General features: G+C 61.6%; 13 protein-coding genes. 8 read left to right on the top strand and 5 right to left on the bottom strand.

The window, feature by feature from the left end:
- Positions 1–7: 7 nt before the first annotated feature.
- The gene (gene thpR, locus AB8W27_RS16915; protein WP_012815337.1) at positions 8–538 is read right to left on the bottom strand and encodes an RNA 2',3'-cyclic phosphodiesterase; all 531 of its coding nucleotides are present in this window, start codon (positions 536–538) and stop codon (positions 8–10) included.
- Between the two features lie 71 nt (positions 539–609).
- On the opposite strand from thpR, the gene hrpB reads away from it, so the two are divergent.
- The 6 genes from hrpB (at position 610) to fhuB (ending at position 11,831) form a co-directional block, all read left to right on the top strand.
- A complete protein-coding gene (hrpB, locus tag AB8W27_RS16910; protein ID WP_041923206.1) occupies positions 610–3,039 on the top strand; it encodes an ATP-dependent helicase HrpB in 2,430 nt (809 codons plus the stop codon).
- A gap of 103 nt (positions 3,040–3,142) precedes the next feature.
- The gene (gene mrcB / locus AB8W27_RS16905; protein ID WP_041923207.1) at positions 3,143–5,662 is read left to right on the top strand and encodes a bifunctional glycosyl transferase/transpeptidase; all 2,520 of its coding nucleotides are present in this window, start codon (positions 3,143–3,145) and stop codon (positions 5,660–5,662) included.
- A 274-nt stretch (positions 5,663–5,936) separates the two neighbouring features.
- Positions 5,937–8,108, top strand: coding sequence for a ferrichrome porin FhuA (fhuA, locus tag AB8W27_RS16900; protein ID WP_012815340.1), 2,172 nt, complete (start codon positions 5,937–5,939; stop codon positions 8,106–8,108).
- 47 nt (positions 8,109–8,155) lie between these two features.
- The gene (gene fhuC, locus AB8W27_RS16895; RefSeq protein ID WP_041923208.1) at positions 8,156–8,953 is read left to right on the top strand and encodes a Fe3+-hydroxamate ABC transporter ATP-binding protein FhuC; all 798 of its coding nucleotides are present in this window, start codon (positions 8,156–8,158) and stop codon (positions 8,951–8,953) included.
- Positions 8,953–9,849 (top strand): Fe(3+)-hydroxamate ABC transporter substrate-binding protein FhuD, encoded by an 897-nt coding sequence (fhuD, locus tag AB8W27_RS16890; protein WP_041923209.1) that lies wholly within the window; start codon positions 8,953–8,955, stop codon positions 9,847–9,849. The genes fhuC and fhuD overlap by 1 nt, the downstream gene beginning before the upstream one ends.
- On the top strand, positions 9,846–11,831 hold the full coding sequence (gene fhuB / locus AB8W27_RS16885) for a Fe(3+)-hydroxamate ABC transporter permease FhuB (protein WP_041923210.1): 1,986 nt from the start codon (positions 9,846–9,848) through the stop codon (positions 11,829–11,831). The genes fhuD and fhuB overlap by 4 nt, the downstream gene beginning before the upstream one ends.
- A gap of 149 nt (positions 11,832–11,980) precedes the next feature.
- On the opposite strand, the gene hemL is transcribed toward fhuB, so the two are convergent.
- Positions 11,981–13,261 carry a glutamate-1-semialdehyde 2,1-aminomutase gene (gene hemL, locus AB8W27_RS16880; protein WP_012815344.1) on the bottom strand — a complete coding sequence of 427 codons (1,281 nt, stop codon included), beginning with the start codon at positions 13,259–13,261 and terminating at the stop codon, positions 11,981–11,983.
- Positions 13,262–13,434: 173 nt separating this feature from the next.
- Between hemL and clcA the strand changes: the two genes are divergently transcribed.
- A complete protein-coding gene (gene clcA, locus AB8W27_RS16875) occupies positions 13,435–14,838 on the top strand; it encodes a H(+)/Cl(-) exchange transporter ClcA (RefSeq protein WP_012815345.1) in 1,404 nt (467 codons plus the stop codon).
- Positions 14,839–14,919: 81 nt separating this feature from the next.
- Positions 14,920–15,264 carry an iron-sulfur cluster insertion protein ErpA gene (gene erpA, locus AB8W27_RS16870; RefSeq protein WP_004386149.1) on the top strand — a complete coding sequence of 115 codons (345 nt, stop codon included), beginning with the start codon at positions 14,920–14,922 and terminating at the stop codon, positions 15,262–15,264.
- A gap of 53 nt (positions 15,265–15,317) precedes the next feature.
- On the opposite strand, the gene AB8W27_RS16865 is transcribed toward erpA, so the two are convergent.
- From AB8W27_RS16865 to mtnN, 3 genes are read right to left on the bottom strand one after another with little or no spacing between them, the layout of a single operon-like run.
- Positions 15,318–15,938 (bottom strand): TRIC cation channel family protein, encoded by a 621-nt coding sequence (locus AB8W27_RS16865; protein ID WP_007769285.1) that lies wholly within the window; start codon positions 15,936–15,938, stop codon positions 15,318–15,320.
- A 16-nt stretch (positions 15,939–15,954) separates the two neighbouring features.
- Entirely contained in the window at positions 15,955–16,755 is an 801-nt protein-coding gene (btuF, locus tag AB8W27_RS16860; protein WP_012815347.1) for a vitamin B12 ABC transporter substrate-binding protein BtuF, read from the bottom strand.
- The gene (mtnN, locus tag AB8W27_RS16855) at positions 16,748–17,446 is read right to left on the bottom strand and encodes a 5'-methylthioadenosine/S-adenosylhomocysteine nucleosidase (RefSeq protein WP_012815348.1); all 699 of its coding nucleotides are present in this window, start codon (positions 17,444–17,446) and stop codon (positions 16,748–16,750) included. Before mtnN ends, btuF begins: the two co-directional genes overlap by 8 nt.
- Positions 17,447–17,514: the final 68 nt, after the last annotated feature.

Here is a 17,514-nt window from a genome sequence, read left to right as displayed (position 1 = left end):
CGCTTCCTTATGGGTTCAGAGACCAGCTTTGCAGCGGCTGGTAACGGGTACGTCCCTGTTCAAATCGCGATTCATACAGCACAAACTCCCGCACCGGAAGCTGCCAGCCAAACCCTGGCGGCGGCAGCCTGACCGGGTGCTGAGCGTTACGCAGTAATGTGACATGCGGATGAAAGGGTTGCGTGCTTTGTGGGCAACCGCTGCGCGCCGCCTGCGCACGCAGCAGATTCGCGAGCTGCAACAGGCCGCGCGGCGGCTGGCGGGAGCCGAGCCAGACCACCTGCGAGCGGGGCCAGTGCCCGGCGTCGTCGAGCGCAAGCGTAAACCCTGGCTGTTGAATACGCCCGGCAAGCGCGCTTAACGTGCGCTGTTTTTGCGCGCTGACGTCGCCTAAAAAGGCGAGCGTGATATGCAAATTCGCGGCGGCGATGGGCCTGCCCGCGTCGGGCGCAAAGCTTGCGGCGCGCCACTCAATAATGCGTTGCTGAAGGTCGGCTGGCAGCGGCAGCGCGAAAAACAGCCGTTTCTGGTCTGACATAGCGGTAACTCGTAATGATCGGGCGGAATGCTACAATGCGTGCCTTTCATAGTAACCCTCTGGAGCCTGTCGTGTCGTCTTTACCGGTCGCCGCCGTTTTACCTGATCTTCTCAACGCCCTGCAGCACGCGCCGCAGGTGCTGCTGTGCGCCCCGACCGGCGCCGGGAAATCGACCTGGCTGCCGCTGGAAATCTTAAAATCCGGCGGTCTGGACGGAAAAATCATCATGCTGGAGCCCAGACGGCTCGCGGCGCGTAACGTGGCGCAGCGTCTGGCGGATCTGCTCGGCGAGCCATGCGGCGAAACCGTGGGCTACCGGATGCGCGCCGAAAGCTGCACCGGCCCGGCCACCCGGCTGGAAGTGGTGACCGAAGGCATTCTGACGCGGCTGTTGCAGCGCGACCCGGAGCTTTCCGGCGTGTCGCTGGTGATCCTTGATGAATTCCACGAGCGCAGCGTGCAGGCGGATCTCGCCCTGGCGCTGCTGCTCGATGTCCAGCAAGGGCTGCGCGAGGATCTCAAACTGCTGATTATGTCTGCGACCCTGGACAACGCGCGCCTGCAGGCGATGCTGCCGCAGGCGCCGACGGTGGTGTCCGAAGGGCGCAGCTTCCCGGTGGAGCGGCGTTACCAGACGCTCTCTGCGCATCAGCGTTTCGATGAGGCGGTGGCGCAGGCCGTGAGCGGCTTGCTGCGTGAAGAATCCGGTTCGCTGCTGCTGTTTTTACCGGGCGTCGGCGAGATCCAGCGGGTGCAGACGCAGCTTGCAGAACGCGTGGGGCGCGATGTGCTGCTGTGTCCGCTCTACGGCGCGCTGCCGCTCGCCGAGCAGCGCAAGGCTATCCTGCCCGCGCCGTCCGGCTTTCGCAAAGTGGTGCTCGCCACCAATATCGCGGAAACCAGTCTGACCATCGAAGGCATCCGGCTGGTGGTGGACAGCGCCCAGGAGCGCGTGGCGCGCTTTGACGCCCGCACTGGCCTGACGCGGCTTATCACGCAGCGCATCAGCCAGGCGTCGATGACCCAGCGCGCCGGTCGCGCCGGACGCCTTGAGCCCGGCATCTGTCTGCATCTTCTTCCGAAAGAGCAGGCGGAGCGCGCCGCCGCGCAGGCGGAAGCCGAAATTACCCAAAGCGATCTCTCCGGGCTGCTGCTGGAGCTGCTGATGTGGGGATGCCGTGACGTAACGGATCTCCAGTGGCTGGATCTGCCGCCCGCGGCGAACCTTGCCGCCGCGCGCGAACTGCTCACCGCGCTGGGCGCGCTGAAAGACGGCCAGTTAACCGCGCGCGGACGCCAGATGGCGCAGTTCGGCAACGATCCGCGCCTCGCCGCGATGCTGGCCTGCGCAGAAGGCGCTGACGCTCAGGCGACGGCGGCGCGGCTCGCCGCAATCATGGAAGAGCCGCCGCGCGGGGCGGAGGCGGATTTGCGCAGCGCCTTTTCCCGAAGCCAGAGCAACTGGCAGGCCCGCTGCGCGCAACTGATGAAGCGGCTTAACGCCCGCGGCGGCACGCCGTCGCTCTCTCTTGCGCCCGCGCTGCTGGCCTGCGCGTTCAGCGACCGTATCGCGCGCCGTCGCGGTCAGGAGGGGCGCTATCAGCTCGCCAACGGCATGGGCGCGATGCTCAGTCAGGACGACGCGCTGACACGCTATGAGTGGCTTATCGCGCCGCTGCTGCTTCAGGGCAGCCACAGCGCCGACGCACGCATTTTACAGGCGCTGCCGCTCGACATCGACGCGCTCATTGACGCATGCCCGCATCTGCTGAGCCAGCGCGATTCGCTGGAGTGGAATGACGAACAGGGCACGCTGCGCGCGCAGCGCCGCTGGCAGGTTGGGCAACTGGTGCTGAAAACCCAGCCGCTCTCAAAGCCTTCCGAAGAGGAGCTTCACCAGGCGATGCTTAACGGCATTCGCGAAAAAGGGCTTTCTGTTCTTAACTGGACGCCAGAGGCGGAGCAGTTGCGCCTGCGTTTGCAGTGCGCGGCGCGCTTTCTGCCGGAACATCCGTGGCCGGACGTCAGCGACGAGGCGCTGCTGGCTTCGCTCGATGTCTGGCTGTTACCCGCGCTTCGCGGCGTACATTCGCTGCGCGCGCTGAAAAACATCAATCTCGCCCAGGCGCTGCTGCATTTACTCGACTGGACGCAGCGGCAACGGCTGGATAGTGCGCTGCCGGAGCATTACACTGTGCCGACCGGCAGCCGGATAGCGATTCGCTATCATGAGGAAAACCCACCGGCGCTGGCCGTGCGCATTCAGGAGATGTTCGGTGAGGCCGACACGCCGGTTATCGCCGAAGGCCGGGTGCCGCTCACCCTTGAACTGCTTTCGCCCGCCCAGCGACCGCTACAGATCACGCGCGATCTCAGCGCGTTCTGGCGCGGCGCCTGGAAAGAGGTGCAGAAAGAGATGAAAGGGCGCTACCCGAAACATGTCTGGCCGGACGATCCGGCGAATGCGCTGCCGACCCGGCGCACCAAAAAGTATCAGTAACGACGGCCTTGCCGTCGTGATGATTTGAGAGCTTTCTTCTTCCGCCTGCGGGCGGAAGAGCCAAGAATCTGGCCTTTGCGCCTGTACGTTGTGGAGAAAAAGCATGGCGGGGAATGACCGCGAACCTATCGGACGCAAAGGACGACCGACGCGTCCGACTAAACAGAAGGTAAGCCGTCGTCGTCTCAGGGAAGAGGATTATGACGATGAGTATGAAGACGATGATGAGGAGCCGATGCCGCGTAAAGTAAAAGGCAAAAAAGGCAAGGGCGGCAAACGCCGCTGGCTGTGGCTTCTGTTAAAGCTGTTTGTGATTTTTGTGGTGCTGCTGGTTATTTACGGCGTCTATCTCGATCAAAAAATCCGCAGCCGTATCGATGGCAAAGTCTGGCAACTGCCGGCGGCGGTCTATGGGCGCATGGTTAACCTTGAGCCGGATATGACCATCAGCAAGCAGGAGATGGTGAAGCTGCTGGAGGCGACGCAGTATCGTCAGGTGACGAAAATGACGCGCCCTGGCGAATTTACCGTCCAGGCGAACAGCATCGAGATGATTCGCCGTCCGTTCGATTTCCCGGACAGCAAAGAGGGGCAGATCCGCGCGCGCCTGGAGTTTGATGGCGACCATCTGGCCTCTATCGAGAACATGGACAGCAACCGTAACTTCGGTTTCTTCCGCCTCGATCCGCGGCTGATTACGATGCTGTCATCGCCCAACGGCGAGCAGCGCCTGTTTGTGCCGCGCTCCGGCTTTCCGGATCTGCTGGTCGATACGCTGGTCGCGACGGAAGACCGCCACTTCTATGAGCATGACGGCATCAGCGTCTGGTCGATTGGTCGCGCGGTGCTGGCGAACCTGACGGCGGGCCGCGCGGTGCAGGGCGGCAGTACGCTGACGCAGCAGCTGGTGAAAAACCTGTTCCTGACCAACAAGCGCACCCTGTGGCGTAAAGCCAACGAAGCGTACATGGCGCTTATCATGGACGCGCGTTATGACAAAGATCGTATCCTTGAGCTGTACCTGAACGAGGTGTATCTCGGTCAGAGCGGCGACGATCAGATCCGCGGTTTCCCGCTGGCGAGCCTCTACTACTTCGGCCGTCCGGTGGAAGAGCTTAGCCTCGATCAGCAGGCGCTGCTGGTGGGCATGGTGAAGGGCGCGTCGCTCTATAACCCATGGCGTAACCCGAAACTGGCGCTGGAGCGTCGTAACCTGGTGCTGCGCCTGCTCCAGGAGCAAAAGGTCATCGACCAGGAGCTCTACGACATGCTGAGCGCCCGTCCGCTCGGGGTGCAGCCGCGCGGCGGCGTAATCTCCCCGCAGCCGGCGTTTATGCAGATGGTGCGTCAGGAGTTGCAGGCGAAGCTTGGCGACAAAGTGAAAGATCTCTCCGGCGTGAAGATTTTCACCACGTTTGACTCGGTCGCGCAGGATGCGGCGGAGAAAGCGGCGGTGGAAGGTATTCCGGCGCTGATTAAACAGCGCAAGCTGAAGGATCTGGAAACCGCGATGGTGGTGGTGGACCGCTTCACCGGCGAAGTCCGTGCGATGGTCGGCGGCGCGAATCCGCAGTTCGCGGGCTATAACCGCGCCATGCAGGCGCGCCGTTCGATTGGCTCGCTCGCCAAACCGGCGACCTACCTGACCGCGCTTAGCCAGCCGAACACGTACCGTCTCAACACCTGGATCGCCGATGCGCCGATCGCCCTGCGCCAGCCGAACGGGCAGGTGTGGTCGCCGCAGAACGACGATCACCGCTACAGCGGCCAGGTGATGCTGGTGGATGCGCTGACGCGCTCCATGAACGTGCCGACCGTCAACCTCGGTATGGCGCTGGGGCTGCCCGCCGTGACCGAGACCTGGAAAAAACTCGGCGCGCCGGAAAATCAGCTGCATCCGGTTCCGGCTATGCTGCTCGGTGCGCTGAACCTGACGCCGGTTGAAGTGGCGCAGGCGTTCCAGACCATCGCGAGCGGCGGCAACCGCGCCCAGCTCTCCGTGCTGCGTTCGGTAATCGCCGAAGATGGCAGCGTGCTGTATCAGAGCTTCCCGCAGTCGGAGCGCGCCGTACCGGCGCAGGCCGCCTACCTGACGCTCTGGACGATGCAGCAGGTCGTGCAGCGCGGCACCGGCCATGCGCTGGCGGTGAAATTCCCGAAACTGCATCTCGCCGGGAAAACGGGGACCACCAACAACAACGTCGACACCTGGTTTGCCGGTATCGACGGGCGTGAAGTGGTGATCACCTGGGTGGGGCGCGACAATAACCAGCCGACCAAACTCTACGGGGCCAGCGGCGCGATGGCGATTTACCAGCGCTATCTGACCAATCAGTCGCCGATCCCGCTGGATCTGACGCCGCCTGAAGATATCGTCGACATGGGCGTTGATGATATGGGCAATTTCCTATGCGGCGGCGGTGGTATGCGTACGCTGCCAGTCTGGACCAGCGATCCGAATGCGCTCTGCCAGCAGAGCCAGCCGGTCGCGCCGTCGGGCAATCCGTTCGATCAGTCTGCGCCGCAGCAGCCGCAACAGCAGCAGCCTCAACAGGCGCCGCAGCAGGAAGAGAAGAGCGACGGCGTCGCGGGCTGGATTAAAGATATGTTCGGCAGCAACTGACGTCCCCTTCGGTAACACAGGGCTTAGCGCCTCTCCGGCTTCGGCGGGAGCAGGGCTAAGCCCTTTTTTATTGTCACGGGTCTTTAAAGTGCCGGTAACGTTTCGATAGCCGCTGATTAACCAGATAATTTCCTCTGGTGATTAATTGGGCCATTGGCCGCCCGCGCTGCGCCAGGCGCTTGCTATATAAACAACCTTTCGCATATCATCTCGGGCGCATAATAATAATTCTCGTTTACGTTATCATTTGTCACTATCACTCAGAGAAATTAGCATGGCGCGTTCTACTCACACTCAGATCAATACCAGGATTTGCAGACTGGCGGTTGTTGTTGCTACGGCGTGCGGCGGTTTTACCGCCTCCGCGTTAGCCGCCGACGGCCAGAAAGAGGAAACCATCACCGTTTCCGCTGCTGCTGCGCAGGAGAGCGCCTGGGGCCCGGCCCCGACCATTGCGGCAAAACGTTCCGCGACCGCCACCAAAACCGATACGCCGATTGAAAAAACGCCGCAGTCCGTGTCCGTCGTGACGCGCGAAGAGATGGACATGCGTCAGTCTCAGTCGGTGAAAGAAGCGCTGGGCTATACGCCGGGCGTGGTTGTCAGCAACCGTGGCGCCTCTACCACTTATGACTTTGTCAGCATTCGCGGGTTTACGTCCGTGGGCTTAAGCCAGAACAATTATCTGGATGGGCTGAAACTGCAGGGCAACTTTTACAACGATGCGGTTATCGACCCTTACATGCTGGAACGCGTGGAGCTGATGCGCGGCCCGACGTCCGTACTTTATGGTAAGAGCAATCCCGGCGGCATTATCGCGATGGTCAGCAAGCGTCCGACCACCGAACCGCTGCATGAAGTCCAGTTCAAAATGGGCACGGATAATCTTTACCAGACCGGTTTTGACTTCAGCGACTCTCTGGACGATAACGGCGAGTTTTCTTACCGCCTGACCGGCGTGGCGCGCTCAAACGATCAGCAGCAGGTTAACGCTAAACAGAAACGCTACGCGATTGCGCCGTCGTTTACCTGGCGTCCTGATGAAAACACGAATTTCACGTTCCTTTCTTATTTCCAGAACGAACCGCAAACCGGCTACTACGGCTGGCTGCCGAAAGAGGGAACGGTCGAACCGTTACCGAACGGCAAACGTATCGGCAGCGATTTTAACGAAGGCGCGTCTAATAACTCCTATTCCCGCAACCAGAAAATGGTGGGGTATAGCTTCGAGCACGCTTTCGACGATACCTTTACCGTGCGCCAGAATCTGCGTTTTGCAGAGATGAAAACGGCGCAGCAGAGCGTCTACGGCACGGGTATTCAGGCAGATGGCCATACGCTGAACCGCGGCACCGTCGTTGATAACGAGCGTCTGCAGAACTTCAGCGTCGATACCCAGCTACAAAGCAAATTCGCGACCAGCGCCCTGGATCACACGCTGCTGACCGGTGTCGATTTCATGCGTATGCGCAACGACATCAATGCCGCGTTTGGCTCAGCGCCAGCCATCGATCTTTACGGCTCTTACACGCCGGAAGACTTTGATTTTGGTAATGCCGAGCCATATCAGCTTAACGAAACGAAACAGACCGGTATTTACGTTCAGGATCAGGCTGAATGGGATAAATGGGTGTTTACGCTCGGCGGCCGCTATGACTGGTCTCAACAAGGGACGACCGTACGGGCTGATGGTGGTTCTATTGAGCGCAACGACCACCAGTTTACCTGGCGCGGCGGCGTGAACTACCTGTTCGACAACGGTATTTCTCCGTACGTTAGCTACAGCCAGTCTTTCGAGCCGAACGCTTTTGATCTCTACAGCACGCCGCGCATGGCTTTTGCGCCGTCTAAAGGCGAGCAGTATGAAGCGGGCGTGAAATATGTGCCGAAAGATATGCCGATCGTGATTACCGGCGCGGTGTATCAGCTGACCAAAACCAACACGCTGACTACCGATCCTAATGACGCAACCTTACAGGTGCCATCGGGTGAAGTGCGCTCGCGCGGTGTCGAGCTGGAAGCCAAAGCCGCAGTTAATGCGAACATCAACGTGACGGCGTCTTACACCTATATTGATGCGGAATACACCAAAGACACCAATCTCAAAGGCAATCACGTTGAGCAGGTGCCGCGCAATATGGGCTCGCTGTGGGGCGATTACACGTTTAATAATGGACCGCTCTCCGGGCTGACGATTGGCACCGGCGGTCGCTTTATCGGCTCCAGCTACGGCGATCCGGCGAATACCTTTAAAGTCGGTAGCGCCGCGGTCATGGACGCTGTGGTCAAATATGACCTCGCGCGAGTGGGCCTGCCAGGCTCAAGCGTTGCGGTAAACGTTAATAACCTCCTTGACCGTGAATATGTCTCTAGCTGCTTCCAGACCTATGGTTGTTTCTGGGGCGCGGAACGTCAGGTTACGGCGACCGCAACATTCCGCTTCTGATCCGTCTTCGGGCACGCTCCGGCGTGCCCTTCAACAAGTTGGCTACCATGCAGGACAAAATTTCCTCGCCCGATGCTGGTTTTTCGTTAAAAGATCTCACTTTCCGTGTGCCCGGACGCACGCTGCTGCACCCCTTATCGCTCACCTTTCCGGCGGGCAAAGTCACCGGTCTCATCGGCCATAACGGCTCCGGCAAATCCACGCTACTGAAAATGCTGGGGCGTCACCAGAAACCCTCCGGGGGTGACATTCTGCTTAACGGTGAGCCGCTCGCGGACTGGAACAGCAAAGCGTTCGCGCGTGAAGTCGCGTATCTGCCGCAGCAACTGCCTGCCGCTGAAGGCATGACGGTGCGTGAACTGGTGGCGATTGGCCGCTACCCGTGGCACGGCGCGCTCGGGCGTTTCGGGGCGGAAGATCGCGAACGGGTGGAGGAAGCGATTAGTCTGGTAGGGCTTAAACCGCTTGCGCACCGGCTGGTGGACAGCCTTTCCGGCGGTGAGCGCCAGCGCGCCTGGATAGCCATGCTGGTAGCGCAGAACAGCCGCTGCCTGCTGCTCGACGAGCCGACCTCGGCGCTGGATATCGCCCATCAGGTTGACGTGCTGGCGCTGATCCACCGCTTAAGCCAGCAGCGCGGGTTAACGGTGATCGCGGTGCTGCACGACATCAACATGGCGGCGCGTTACTGCGACCATCTGGTGGCGCTGCGCGGCGGGGAGATGATAGCTCAGGGCAGCCCGCTTGAACTTATGAACGGCGAAACGCTGCAACAGATTTATGGCATTCCGATGGGCATTCTGCCGCATCCGGCGGGCCTGGCACCCGTGAGCTTTGTCTGCTGATGCGCGATATTCTCTCTACGCCTTTCAGCCGTCGGCGTCTGATGACGGCGATGGCCCTCTCGCCGCTGATGTGGCACATGGCGAAAGCCCGTGCGGCATCGGTGGATCTCAAACGTATCGTGGCGCTCGAATGGCTGCCCGTCGAACAGCTTATCGCGCTCGGCGTGGTGCCTTTCGCGGTCGCGGATGTGCCGAACTATCGCCTGTGGGTTGACTACCCGCCGCTACCGGATTCCGTCATCGACGTCGGGCTGCGTACCGAGCCGAATCTGGAGTTGCTTACCCAGCTTCAGCCGTCGCTGATGATCTGGTCGGCCGGTTATGGCCCGGCGGAGGCGCAGCTTAAGCGTATCGCGCCTGGTATGGGCGTGACGTTTACCGACGGCAAAGCGCCGCTTGCCATGGCGCGCCAGTCGCTCGTGGCGCTGGCCGCACGGCTGGGGCTGGAGAGCGCGGCGCAGGCTCACCTTGATGAGTTTGAACGGTTCCTGGCGCAGATGAAGCTGCGCTTTGCGGGCCGCGGTCAGCGTCCGCTGCTGATGATGTCGTTACTGGACTCACGCCACGCGCTGACGCTCGGCACGAACAGCCTGTTCCAGCCGGTGCTGGATGCGGTAAATATTCCCAACGCCTGGCAGGATAAGACCAATTTCTGGGGCAGCGCGATTGTCGGCATCGAACGCCTCGCGCAGTTCCGCGACGCTGACGTCATCTGCTTTGAGCATGGCGATGATCAGGCGATGCGCCAGCTTGCCGCCACGCCGCTCTGGCAGGCGATGCCGTTTGTGCGTGAGGACCGGTTTCAGCGCGTGCCCGCCGTCTGGTTTTACGGCGCGACGCTTTCGGCGATGCGCTTTGGCCGCGTGCTGGATAACGCGCTGGGAGGCCGGGCATGAGACAACGTTCTTTGCTGTTCCCGGCGCTGTTGCTGGGGCTGTTGTTCGCGCTGGCGCTCGGTCTGAGCTGGGCTAACCTGAACGCCTGGTTGCCGCGCGCGCAATGGGGCGAGGCGCTGTGGCGCCCGGATATCGACGCCATCGATCAGATGTTGTTCCACTACAGCCTGCTGCCGCGCTTTGCGGTGTCGCTGTTGGTTGGCGCAGGGCTTGGGCTGGTGGGCGTGCTGTTTCAGCAGGTGCTGCGTAACCCGCTTGCGGAGCCGACCACGCTTGGCGTGGCGACCGGCGCGCAGCTTGGCGTGACCGTAGCGACGCTCTGGGCGTTGCCGGGCGGCGTACTGACCGCTCAGTTCGCGGCGCTGGCCGGGGCCTGCGTGGTCGGATTGCTGGTGTTCGGCGTCGCCTGGGGTAAACGTCTCTCGCCGGTCACGCTCATTCTGGCGGGCCTGGTGGTGAGCCTCTATTGCGGTGCCGTCAATCAACTGCTGGTGCTGTTCCACCACGATCAGCTGCAAAGCATGTTTTTATGGAGCACCGGCGCGCTTAACCAGAACGACTGGAGCGTGGCGGCGCGGCTGTGGCCGCAACTGCTGGCGGGCTTTTTACTGACGCTGCTGCTGCTGCGCCCGCTTACCCTGATGGGGCTGGATGACGGCGTGGCGCGCAATCTGGGGCTGGCGCTGTCGCTGGCGCGGCTCGCGACGCTGACGCTGGCGATTGTCATCAGCGCGCTGCTGGTCAACGCGGTCGGGATCATCGGGTTTATCGGCCTGTTCGCGCCGCTGCTCGCGAAAATGCTCGGCGCGCGTCGGCTGCTGGCGCGGCTGTTGCTGGCCGCGTTCATTGGCGCGCTGCTGCTGTGGCTATCGGATCAGTTTATCCTCTGGCTTTCCCGCGTCTGGCTGGAAGTGTCTACCGGGATGGCGACGGCGCTGTTTGGCGCGCCGCTGTTGCTGTGGCTCCTGCCGCGTCTGCGTACCATGAGCGCGCCGGCGATGAATGCGGGCGACGCGATCCCGGCCGAGCGCGGGCAGGTGGGGCGCTGGGCGCTGGGCGGGCTGTTGCTGTTATTGGGCGTGGCGGCGCTGGCGCTCTGTTTTGGTCGCGACGCGAATGGCTGGGTATGGGCGCAGGGCGACGTGCTGCGCGAGTTGCTGAGCTGGCGCTGGCCGCGCGTGCTGGCGGCGATGTGCGCGGGCACCATGCTGGCGGCGGCGGGCTGTATTATCCAGCGGCTGACCGGCAACCCGATGGCGAGCCCGGAAGTGCTGGGCATCAGTTCCGGCGCGGCATTCGGCGTGGTGTTGATGCTGCTGTTCGTGCCGGGCGACGCGTTTGGCTGGCTGCTGCCGGCGGGCAGCGTCGGGGCGGCGGCGACGCTGATGATTATTCTGATTGCCGCCGGACGCGGCGGGTTTTCGCCGCACCGGATGTTGCTCGCCGGGATGGCGCTCAGCACCGCGTTTACGATGCTGCTGGTGATGCTTCAGGCGAGCGGCGATCCGCGTATGGCGCAGGTGATCACCTGGATCTCCGGCTCCACTTACAGCGTGACGCCGCAGCAGGCGCGCAATTCGTTGTGGGTGATGCTGGCGCTGCTGGCGTTGACGCCGCTGTGCCGTCGCTGGCTGACGGTGCTGCCGCTCGGCGGCGAGACGGCGCGTGCGGTGGGAATGGCGCTGACGCCGACCCGCATCGTGCTGCTGTTGCTGGCCTCGGCGCTGACCGCGGCGGCGACGCTGACCATCGGGCCGCTGAGCTTTATCGGGCTGATGGCGCCGCACATTACGCGGATGCTCGGTTTTCGCCGCGCGTTGCCGCAACTGGTTATCGCCTCATTGCTGGGCGGTATGCTGATGATGCTGGCGGACTGGGCGGGGAGGATGGCGATGTTCCCGTACCAGATCCCGGCGGGGCTGCTGGCGACGTTTATCGGCGCGCCATATTTCGTGTATTTGTTGCGTAAGCAGAGCCGTTAATCAGAGGCAGGAAATCAGGAGGGGCGTTCGGTTGGTGAGAAGGTGGGTGCGCTACGCTTACCCACCCTACCCACCCTACAATGACTCACCTTTATCGATGCATTGTAGGGCGGGTAAGCGTAAGCGCACCCGCCACGGTCAAAAAAACCTTACAGCTTCGCGAACACCCGGCGCGCGGCGTCGATGGTGTTATTAATATCCTCTTCGCTGTGCGCGACGGACATAAAGCCCGCTTCAAACGCCGACGGAGCGAAGTACACGCCTTCTTCCAGCATCAGATGGAAGAAACGCTTAAAGCGCTCGACATCGCATTTCACCACATCCTGATAGCAGGTCACGCTGTCGGCATCGGTAAAGAAGAAACCGAACATCCCGCCGACGTGGTTCACCACCAGCGGCACGCCTGCGTCCCGCGCGGCATCCAGCAGGCCGTCCGCCAGTTGGGTCGTCAGCGCGTCAAGGGTACTGTGCACGCCAGGCTGCGCCACTTCGCTCAGGCACGCGAAGCCTGCCGCCATCGCGATCGGGTTGCCGGAGAGCGTGCCCGCCTGATAAACCGGGCCGGTCGGCGCCAGCGCTTCCATCACTTCGCGACGTCCGCCGAACGCGCCCACCGGCATACCGCCGCCGATAATTTTGCCAAGACAGGTGAGATCCGGCACCACGTTGTAGTACGCCTGCGCGCCCGCCAGCGCGACGCGGAAACCCGTCATCACTTCATCAATGATCAGCAGCGCGCCGAATTCGTCGCACAGCGCCCGCAGGCCCGGCAGGAAATCGGGCTGCGGCGGAATGCAGTTCATGTTGCCCGCCACCGGCTCAACGATGATGCACGCGATATCCTGCGGGTAACGCTCGAAGGCTTCGCGCACGGAGGCGAGATCGTTATAGGTGCAGGTCAGGGTATGTTTCGCGAAATCCGCCGGTACGCCTGGCGAATTCGGCTGTCCGAGGGTCAGCGCGCCGGAGCCCGCTTTCACCAGCAGGTGATCCGCGTGGCCGTGGTAGCAGCCTTCGAATTTGATGATTTTATCGCGGCCGGTAAAGCCACGCGCCAGGCGGATAGCGCTCATGGTCGCTTCGGTGCCGGAGTTCACCATACGCACCATATCCATCGTCGGCACCAGGTCAGTGACCAGCTGCGCCATTTTGACTTCCATTTCCGTCGGCGCGCCGAAGCTCAGGCCGCGCTCAGCCGCTTCAATCACCGCGTTGCGGATAGCCGGGTGGTTATGGCCCAGCACCATCGGGCCCCAGGAGCCAACGTAGTCGATATAGGCTTTGCCGTCGGCGTCATAGAGATAAGCCCCGTCCGCCCGTTCGATAAACAGCGGCGTGCCGCCCACGCCGGTAAAGGCGCGCACCGGCGAGTTAACGCCGCCTGGGATAAGTTCGCGGGCGGCGGCAAAGAGGTTTTCAGACTTACTCATGAATCGGCTCCTGATTCGGGGAAAAGAGGGATAACGGGTTATTCTAAGTCATCCCTTCTTGGTTATGAAAGTTTTGCCCGATTAAACCCCGACAGCGGGCAGGGCTTTTTTGAATGACGCCGCCGCGCGGCGTATAATACGTAGCCTGAATGAATCCCGGAGAATCTGTTCGCATGAACCCGCAGACGACATCCCCACGCCGCGTCAGAGGATTTCAACACGCCGCTGTTATCCGCCAGTTACTGTCGCGCGACAAAACACCGCTGACAATCTTACTGCTGGCGACGCTCACCGGCCTGTTGACAGGGCTTGCGGGCGTGGCGTTTGAAAAATCGGTCGCCTGGGTCACGGCGCATCGCATTGAAGGGCTGGCGCAGGTGGCGGACAGTCCCTGGCTCGTCTGGCTGCTGGCGTTTCTGTTTTCCGCGCTGCTGGCGATGGCAGGGTATTTTCTGGTGCGCCGCTTCGCGCCGGAGGCGGGCGGTTCAGGCATTCCTGAAATCGAAGGGGCGCTGGAGGAGTTACGTCCGGTGCGCTGGTGGCGCGTACTGCCGGTGAAGTTTTTCGGCGGCATGGGCACGCTCGGCGCGGGCATGGTGCTCGGACGCGAAGGCCCGATGGTGCAGATGGGCGGCAATATCGGGCGCATGGTGCTGGATATTTTTCACCGTCCGGACGCCGAGGCGCGCCATACGCTGCTGGCAACGGGGGCGGCGGCGGGTCTTGCGGCGGCCTTTAACGCGCCGCTCGCCGGCATCCTGTTTATTATCGAAGAGATGCGCACGCAGTTTCACTACAACCTTATCTCCATTAAAGCGGTGTTCACCGGCGTTATTATGTCGACCATTGTCTTTCGCATTTTCAATGGCGAAGGGTCGGTGATTGAGGTGGGGCAACTGGCCGACGCGCCCGTCTACACGCTCTGGCTCTATCTGCTGCTGGGCATCATTTTCGGTGCGGTGGGGCCGCTGTTTAACCGTCTGGTGCTGGGGATGCAGGATGTGTTCGCACGTATTCATGGCGGAAATATCACCCGCTGGGTATTGCTTGGCGGCGCTATCGGCGGCACGTGCGGTCTGCTGGCGCTGTGGGAGCCTGCGGCAGCGGGCGGCGGATTTGGCCTGATCCCCATCGCGGCGGCGGGTAATTTTACCATCGGTATGATGCTGTTTATTTTCATCGCGCGCGTGCTGACGACGGTGTTCTGTTTTTCCTCCGGCGCGCCGGGCGGGATTTTCGCCCCGATGCTGGCGCTCGGCACGCTACTTGGCAGCGCGTTCGGCATGGCCTGCGCCGCCTGGTTCCCGGAGTGGCATTTACAGGCGGGCACGTTCGCTATCGCCGGGATGGGCGCATTGCTTGCCGCCTCGGTCAGGGCGCCGATTACGGGCATCGTGCTGGTGCTGGAGATGACCGATAATTACCAGCTCATTTTGCCAATGATTATTACCTGTCTCGGCGCGACACTGCTCGCCCAGTTCCTCGGCGGCAAGCCGCTCTATTCTACGATCCTCGCGCGAACGCTTGCGAAACAGGAGGCGGAGCGACAGGCGCAGGCCGACGGGCGGAATACTTGAACGATTTACCAGGGTAATAGATAATGGCCCTAAAGATCGGGTTATTCTTTGCCCGATTGCTGGTTTCAACGGGAGCAAAAAATGAGTGATGACGTAGCGCTGCCGCTGCAGTTTACCGACGCAGCAGCCAATAAAGTAAAAAGCCTGATCGCCGATGAGGACAACCCGAATCTCAAGCTGCGCGTCTACATCACCGGTGGTGGTTGCAGCGGCTTCCAGTATGGTTTTACCTTTGATGACCAGATCAATGATGGCGATATGACTATCGAGAAGCAGGGCGTGTCGCTGGTCGTTGACCCGATGAGCCTGCAATATCTGGTCGGCGGCGCGGTGGATTACACCGAAGGCCTCGAAGGCTCGCGCTTCGTGGTGAACAACCCGAACGCCACCAGCACCTGCGGGTGTGGTTCTTCCTTCAGCATCTGATTGCCTTGCTGAAACAAAAAAGCCGTGTTTTAAGACACGGCTTTTTTTATGGCTTACGCTTTTTCGTCCAGCGCGAAGGTGGGGAGCTTGAGATGCCAGCGGATCGCCGCAAGCCGGATCGCCAGCGTCACCGCCATGCCCATCATACTCGCCTGCTCCAGCGGCACCGCAAAGGTATAAAACGCCGTCGCATGGACGATGCCGCCCACGATGCACGCGGTGGCGTAGATTTCGGTCCGCAGGATCATCGGGATTTCGCGCGCCAGCACGTCGCGAATAATGCCGCCGCCGACGCCCGTCACTACGCCCATGCAAATCGCCACCAGCGGGCCGGTGCCGGCCATAAACGCTTTATTCACCCCGATGCCGACAAACACCGCGAGCCCGACGGCGTCCAGCACCGGCAGCACCCACTTCGGCAGGCGACGCGGCTGGCGCACCAGCGCAATCGTCAGCAGACACGTCACCATCGCTACCACCAGATCGGTGGGATCTTTCACCCAGAAAACCGGACCGTGATCGAGCGCCATATCGCGGATCGTGCCGCCGCCCACCGCGGTCACCACGCCCAGCACCAGTACGCCGAAAGGATCCATACGCAGTTTGCCCGCCAGCAAAACGCCGGAGATGGCAAACACTGCGGTGCCAATAATATCCAGCCAGTAAACCAGCATGATGTTCCTCGACTCGTTATTTTACCTCTGCCAGCGCCTGGCAGAGCTGATTCGCGGCGAGGATAATACGCGGGCCGGCGCGTTCAAACCAGTCATCGTTAATGCTTATGATCGGGACATTGAGCTGAGGCTGCCAGAACAGCCGCGTGGCGGTGACGGACGTCTCGCCGCCGGTGATAATCACCGCCGCAGGATGGCGCGCCAGCACCTGTTCGCGGCTCACCTGCGGCCAGGGAACGGGGCTGTCGGCGAAAATATTCTCGCCGCCGCAGGTCTCGACTATCTCATTCTGGATAGACGCGTGGTTGGTGGTAAAGAGCGGGCGCGTGCCGAACTGTAAAAACACGCGCTTTTTCGGCTGGCCTTTATAACGCGCGGCGAGCGCCTGCCAGCGCTGTTCGAGCTCACGCGCTGCCGCCTGCGCCTTTTCCGGCGTCGGGCTGTAAGGCGCGAGCGCGCGTAGCGCGTCGGCCACCTGCGCGACATTTTGCGGATCGAGCCAGAGCACGTGAATGCCGAGCGATGTGAGCTGATTTATCTGCCGCTCGGGATTGCCGCCGCGCCAGGCGACCAGCAGATCGGGTTTGAGCGTCGCGATACGCTCAACGTTCATCCCTTGCCAGTTCGCGACCTGTTCGAGATGACGCGCGGCGTCGGGGTAGTCAGAGTAAGCGCTGACCGCAACCGGCGTAATGCCGGCGGCAAAGGTGAGTTCGGTATTGGCGGGGGAGAGGGTAATCACCCGCGGCGCGGCAAAAAGCCACGCCGGGAGGACAAACAGGACGATAAGCGCCCTGTTAAGCCAGCGTTTAGCCACGGTTCAGGCTCGTGAGCAGCGTTTCGACCATCATGCTCGACTGCTTCGCCGCCACCGCCAGGAACTCTTCAAAGCTCAGGTGCGACTGCTGATCCGCAACGTCAGAAATGGCGCGCACCACGACAAACGGCACGCCGAAGTTATGGCAGACATGACCAATCGCGGTCGCTTCCATCTCAACGGCAATCGCCTGCGGGAAGTTATGGCGGATTTTCGCGAGGTTCACGGAGCCGTTGATAAAGGCATCGCCGCTCACCACCAGCCCGCGTACTGCGTGCAGGTTGAGCTGTTCGATCGTTTCCTGCGCCGCCGCGATCAGTTTTTCATCGGCTTTGAACGCCGCCGGGCAGCCCGCCATCTGGCCATATTCGTAGCCGAACGCGGTCACGTCGGCGTCGTGGTAGCGCACTTCGTCGGACACCACGATGTCGCCTACTTTCAGCGAGGGCGCGAGACCGCCCGCCGAGCCGGTATTGATAATCACGTCAGGTTTGCAGTGCTCCAGCAGCAGCGTCGCGCCCATCGCGGCGGAAACTTTACCGATGCCCGATTTCAGCAGCGCCACGTCCACGCCGTTGAGCGTGCCGGTGTAAATTTCGCAGCCGGCGATATTCAGGGTCTGGCGGTTGTCGATTTTGTCACGCAGCAGCGTCACTTCTTCTTCCATTGCGCCAATAATGCCTGCTTTCATAGAGATACTCGCTAAATGATGGATTCAGAGGCATAGTCTATCATGGCAGACAGCAAGGATTTAATTCG

The organism is Cronobacter turicensis (genome assembly GCF_041222865.1).
Lineage (GTDB): Bacteria > Pseudomonadota > Gammaproteobacteria > Enterobacterales > Enterobacteriaceae > Cronobacter > Cronobacter turicensis.
Note: the sequence above shows the minus strand (reverse complement) of the source record. Positions and strands in the feature narration are given on the sequence as shown.

What these genes read in the sequence shown, in the direction of transcription:
- thpR (WP_012815337.1), bottom strand. Translation starts at nt 538, where the DNA reads ATGTCAGACCAGAAACGGCTGTTTTTCGCGCTGCCGCTGCCAGCCGAC.
- mrcB (WP_041923207.1), top strand. Translation starts at nt 3,143, where the DNA reads ATGGCGGGGAATGACCGCGAACCTATCGGACGCAAAGGACGACCGACG.
- fhuA (WP_012815340.1), top strand. Translation starts at nt 5,937, where the DNA reads ATGGCGCGTTCTACTCACACTCAGATCAATACCAGGATTTGCAGACTG.
- fhuC (WP_041923208.1), top strand. Translation starts at nt 8,156, where the DNA reads ATGCAGGACAAAATTTCCTCGCCCGATGCTGGTTTTTCGTTAAAAGAT.
- fhuD (WP_041923209.1), top strand. Translation starts at nt 8,953, where the DNA reads ATGCGCGATATTCTCTCTACGCCTTTCAGCCGTCGGCGTCTGATGACG.
- fhuB (WP_041923210.1), top strand. Translation starts at nt 9,846, where the DNA reads ATGAGACAACGTTCTTTGCTGTTCCCGGCGCTGTTGCTGGGGCTGTTG.
- hemL (WP_012815344.1), bottom strand. Translation starts at nt 13,261, where the DNA reads ATGAGTAAGTCTGAAAACCTCTTTGCCGCCGCCCGCGAACTTATCCCA.
- clcA (WP_012815345.1), top strand. Translation starts at nt 13,435, where the DNA reads ATGAACCCGCAGACGACATCCCCACGCCGCGTCAGAGGATTTCAACAC.
- erpA (WP_004386149.1), top strand. Translation starts at nt 14,920, where the DNA reads ATGAGTGATGACGTAGCGCTGCCGCTGCAGTTTACCGACGCAGCAGCC.
- AB8W27_RS16865 (WP_007769285.1), bottom strand. Translation starts at nt 15,938, where the DNA reads ATGCTGGTTTACTGGCTGGATATTATTGGCACCGCAGTGTTTGCCATC.
- mtnN (WP_012815348.1), bottom strand. Translation starts at nt 17,446, where the DNA reads ATGAAAGCAGGCATTATTGGCGCAATGGAAGAAGAAGTGACGCTGCTG.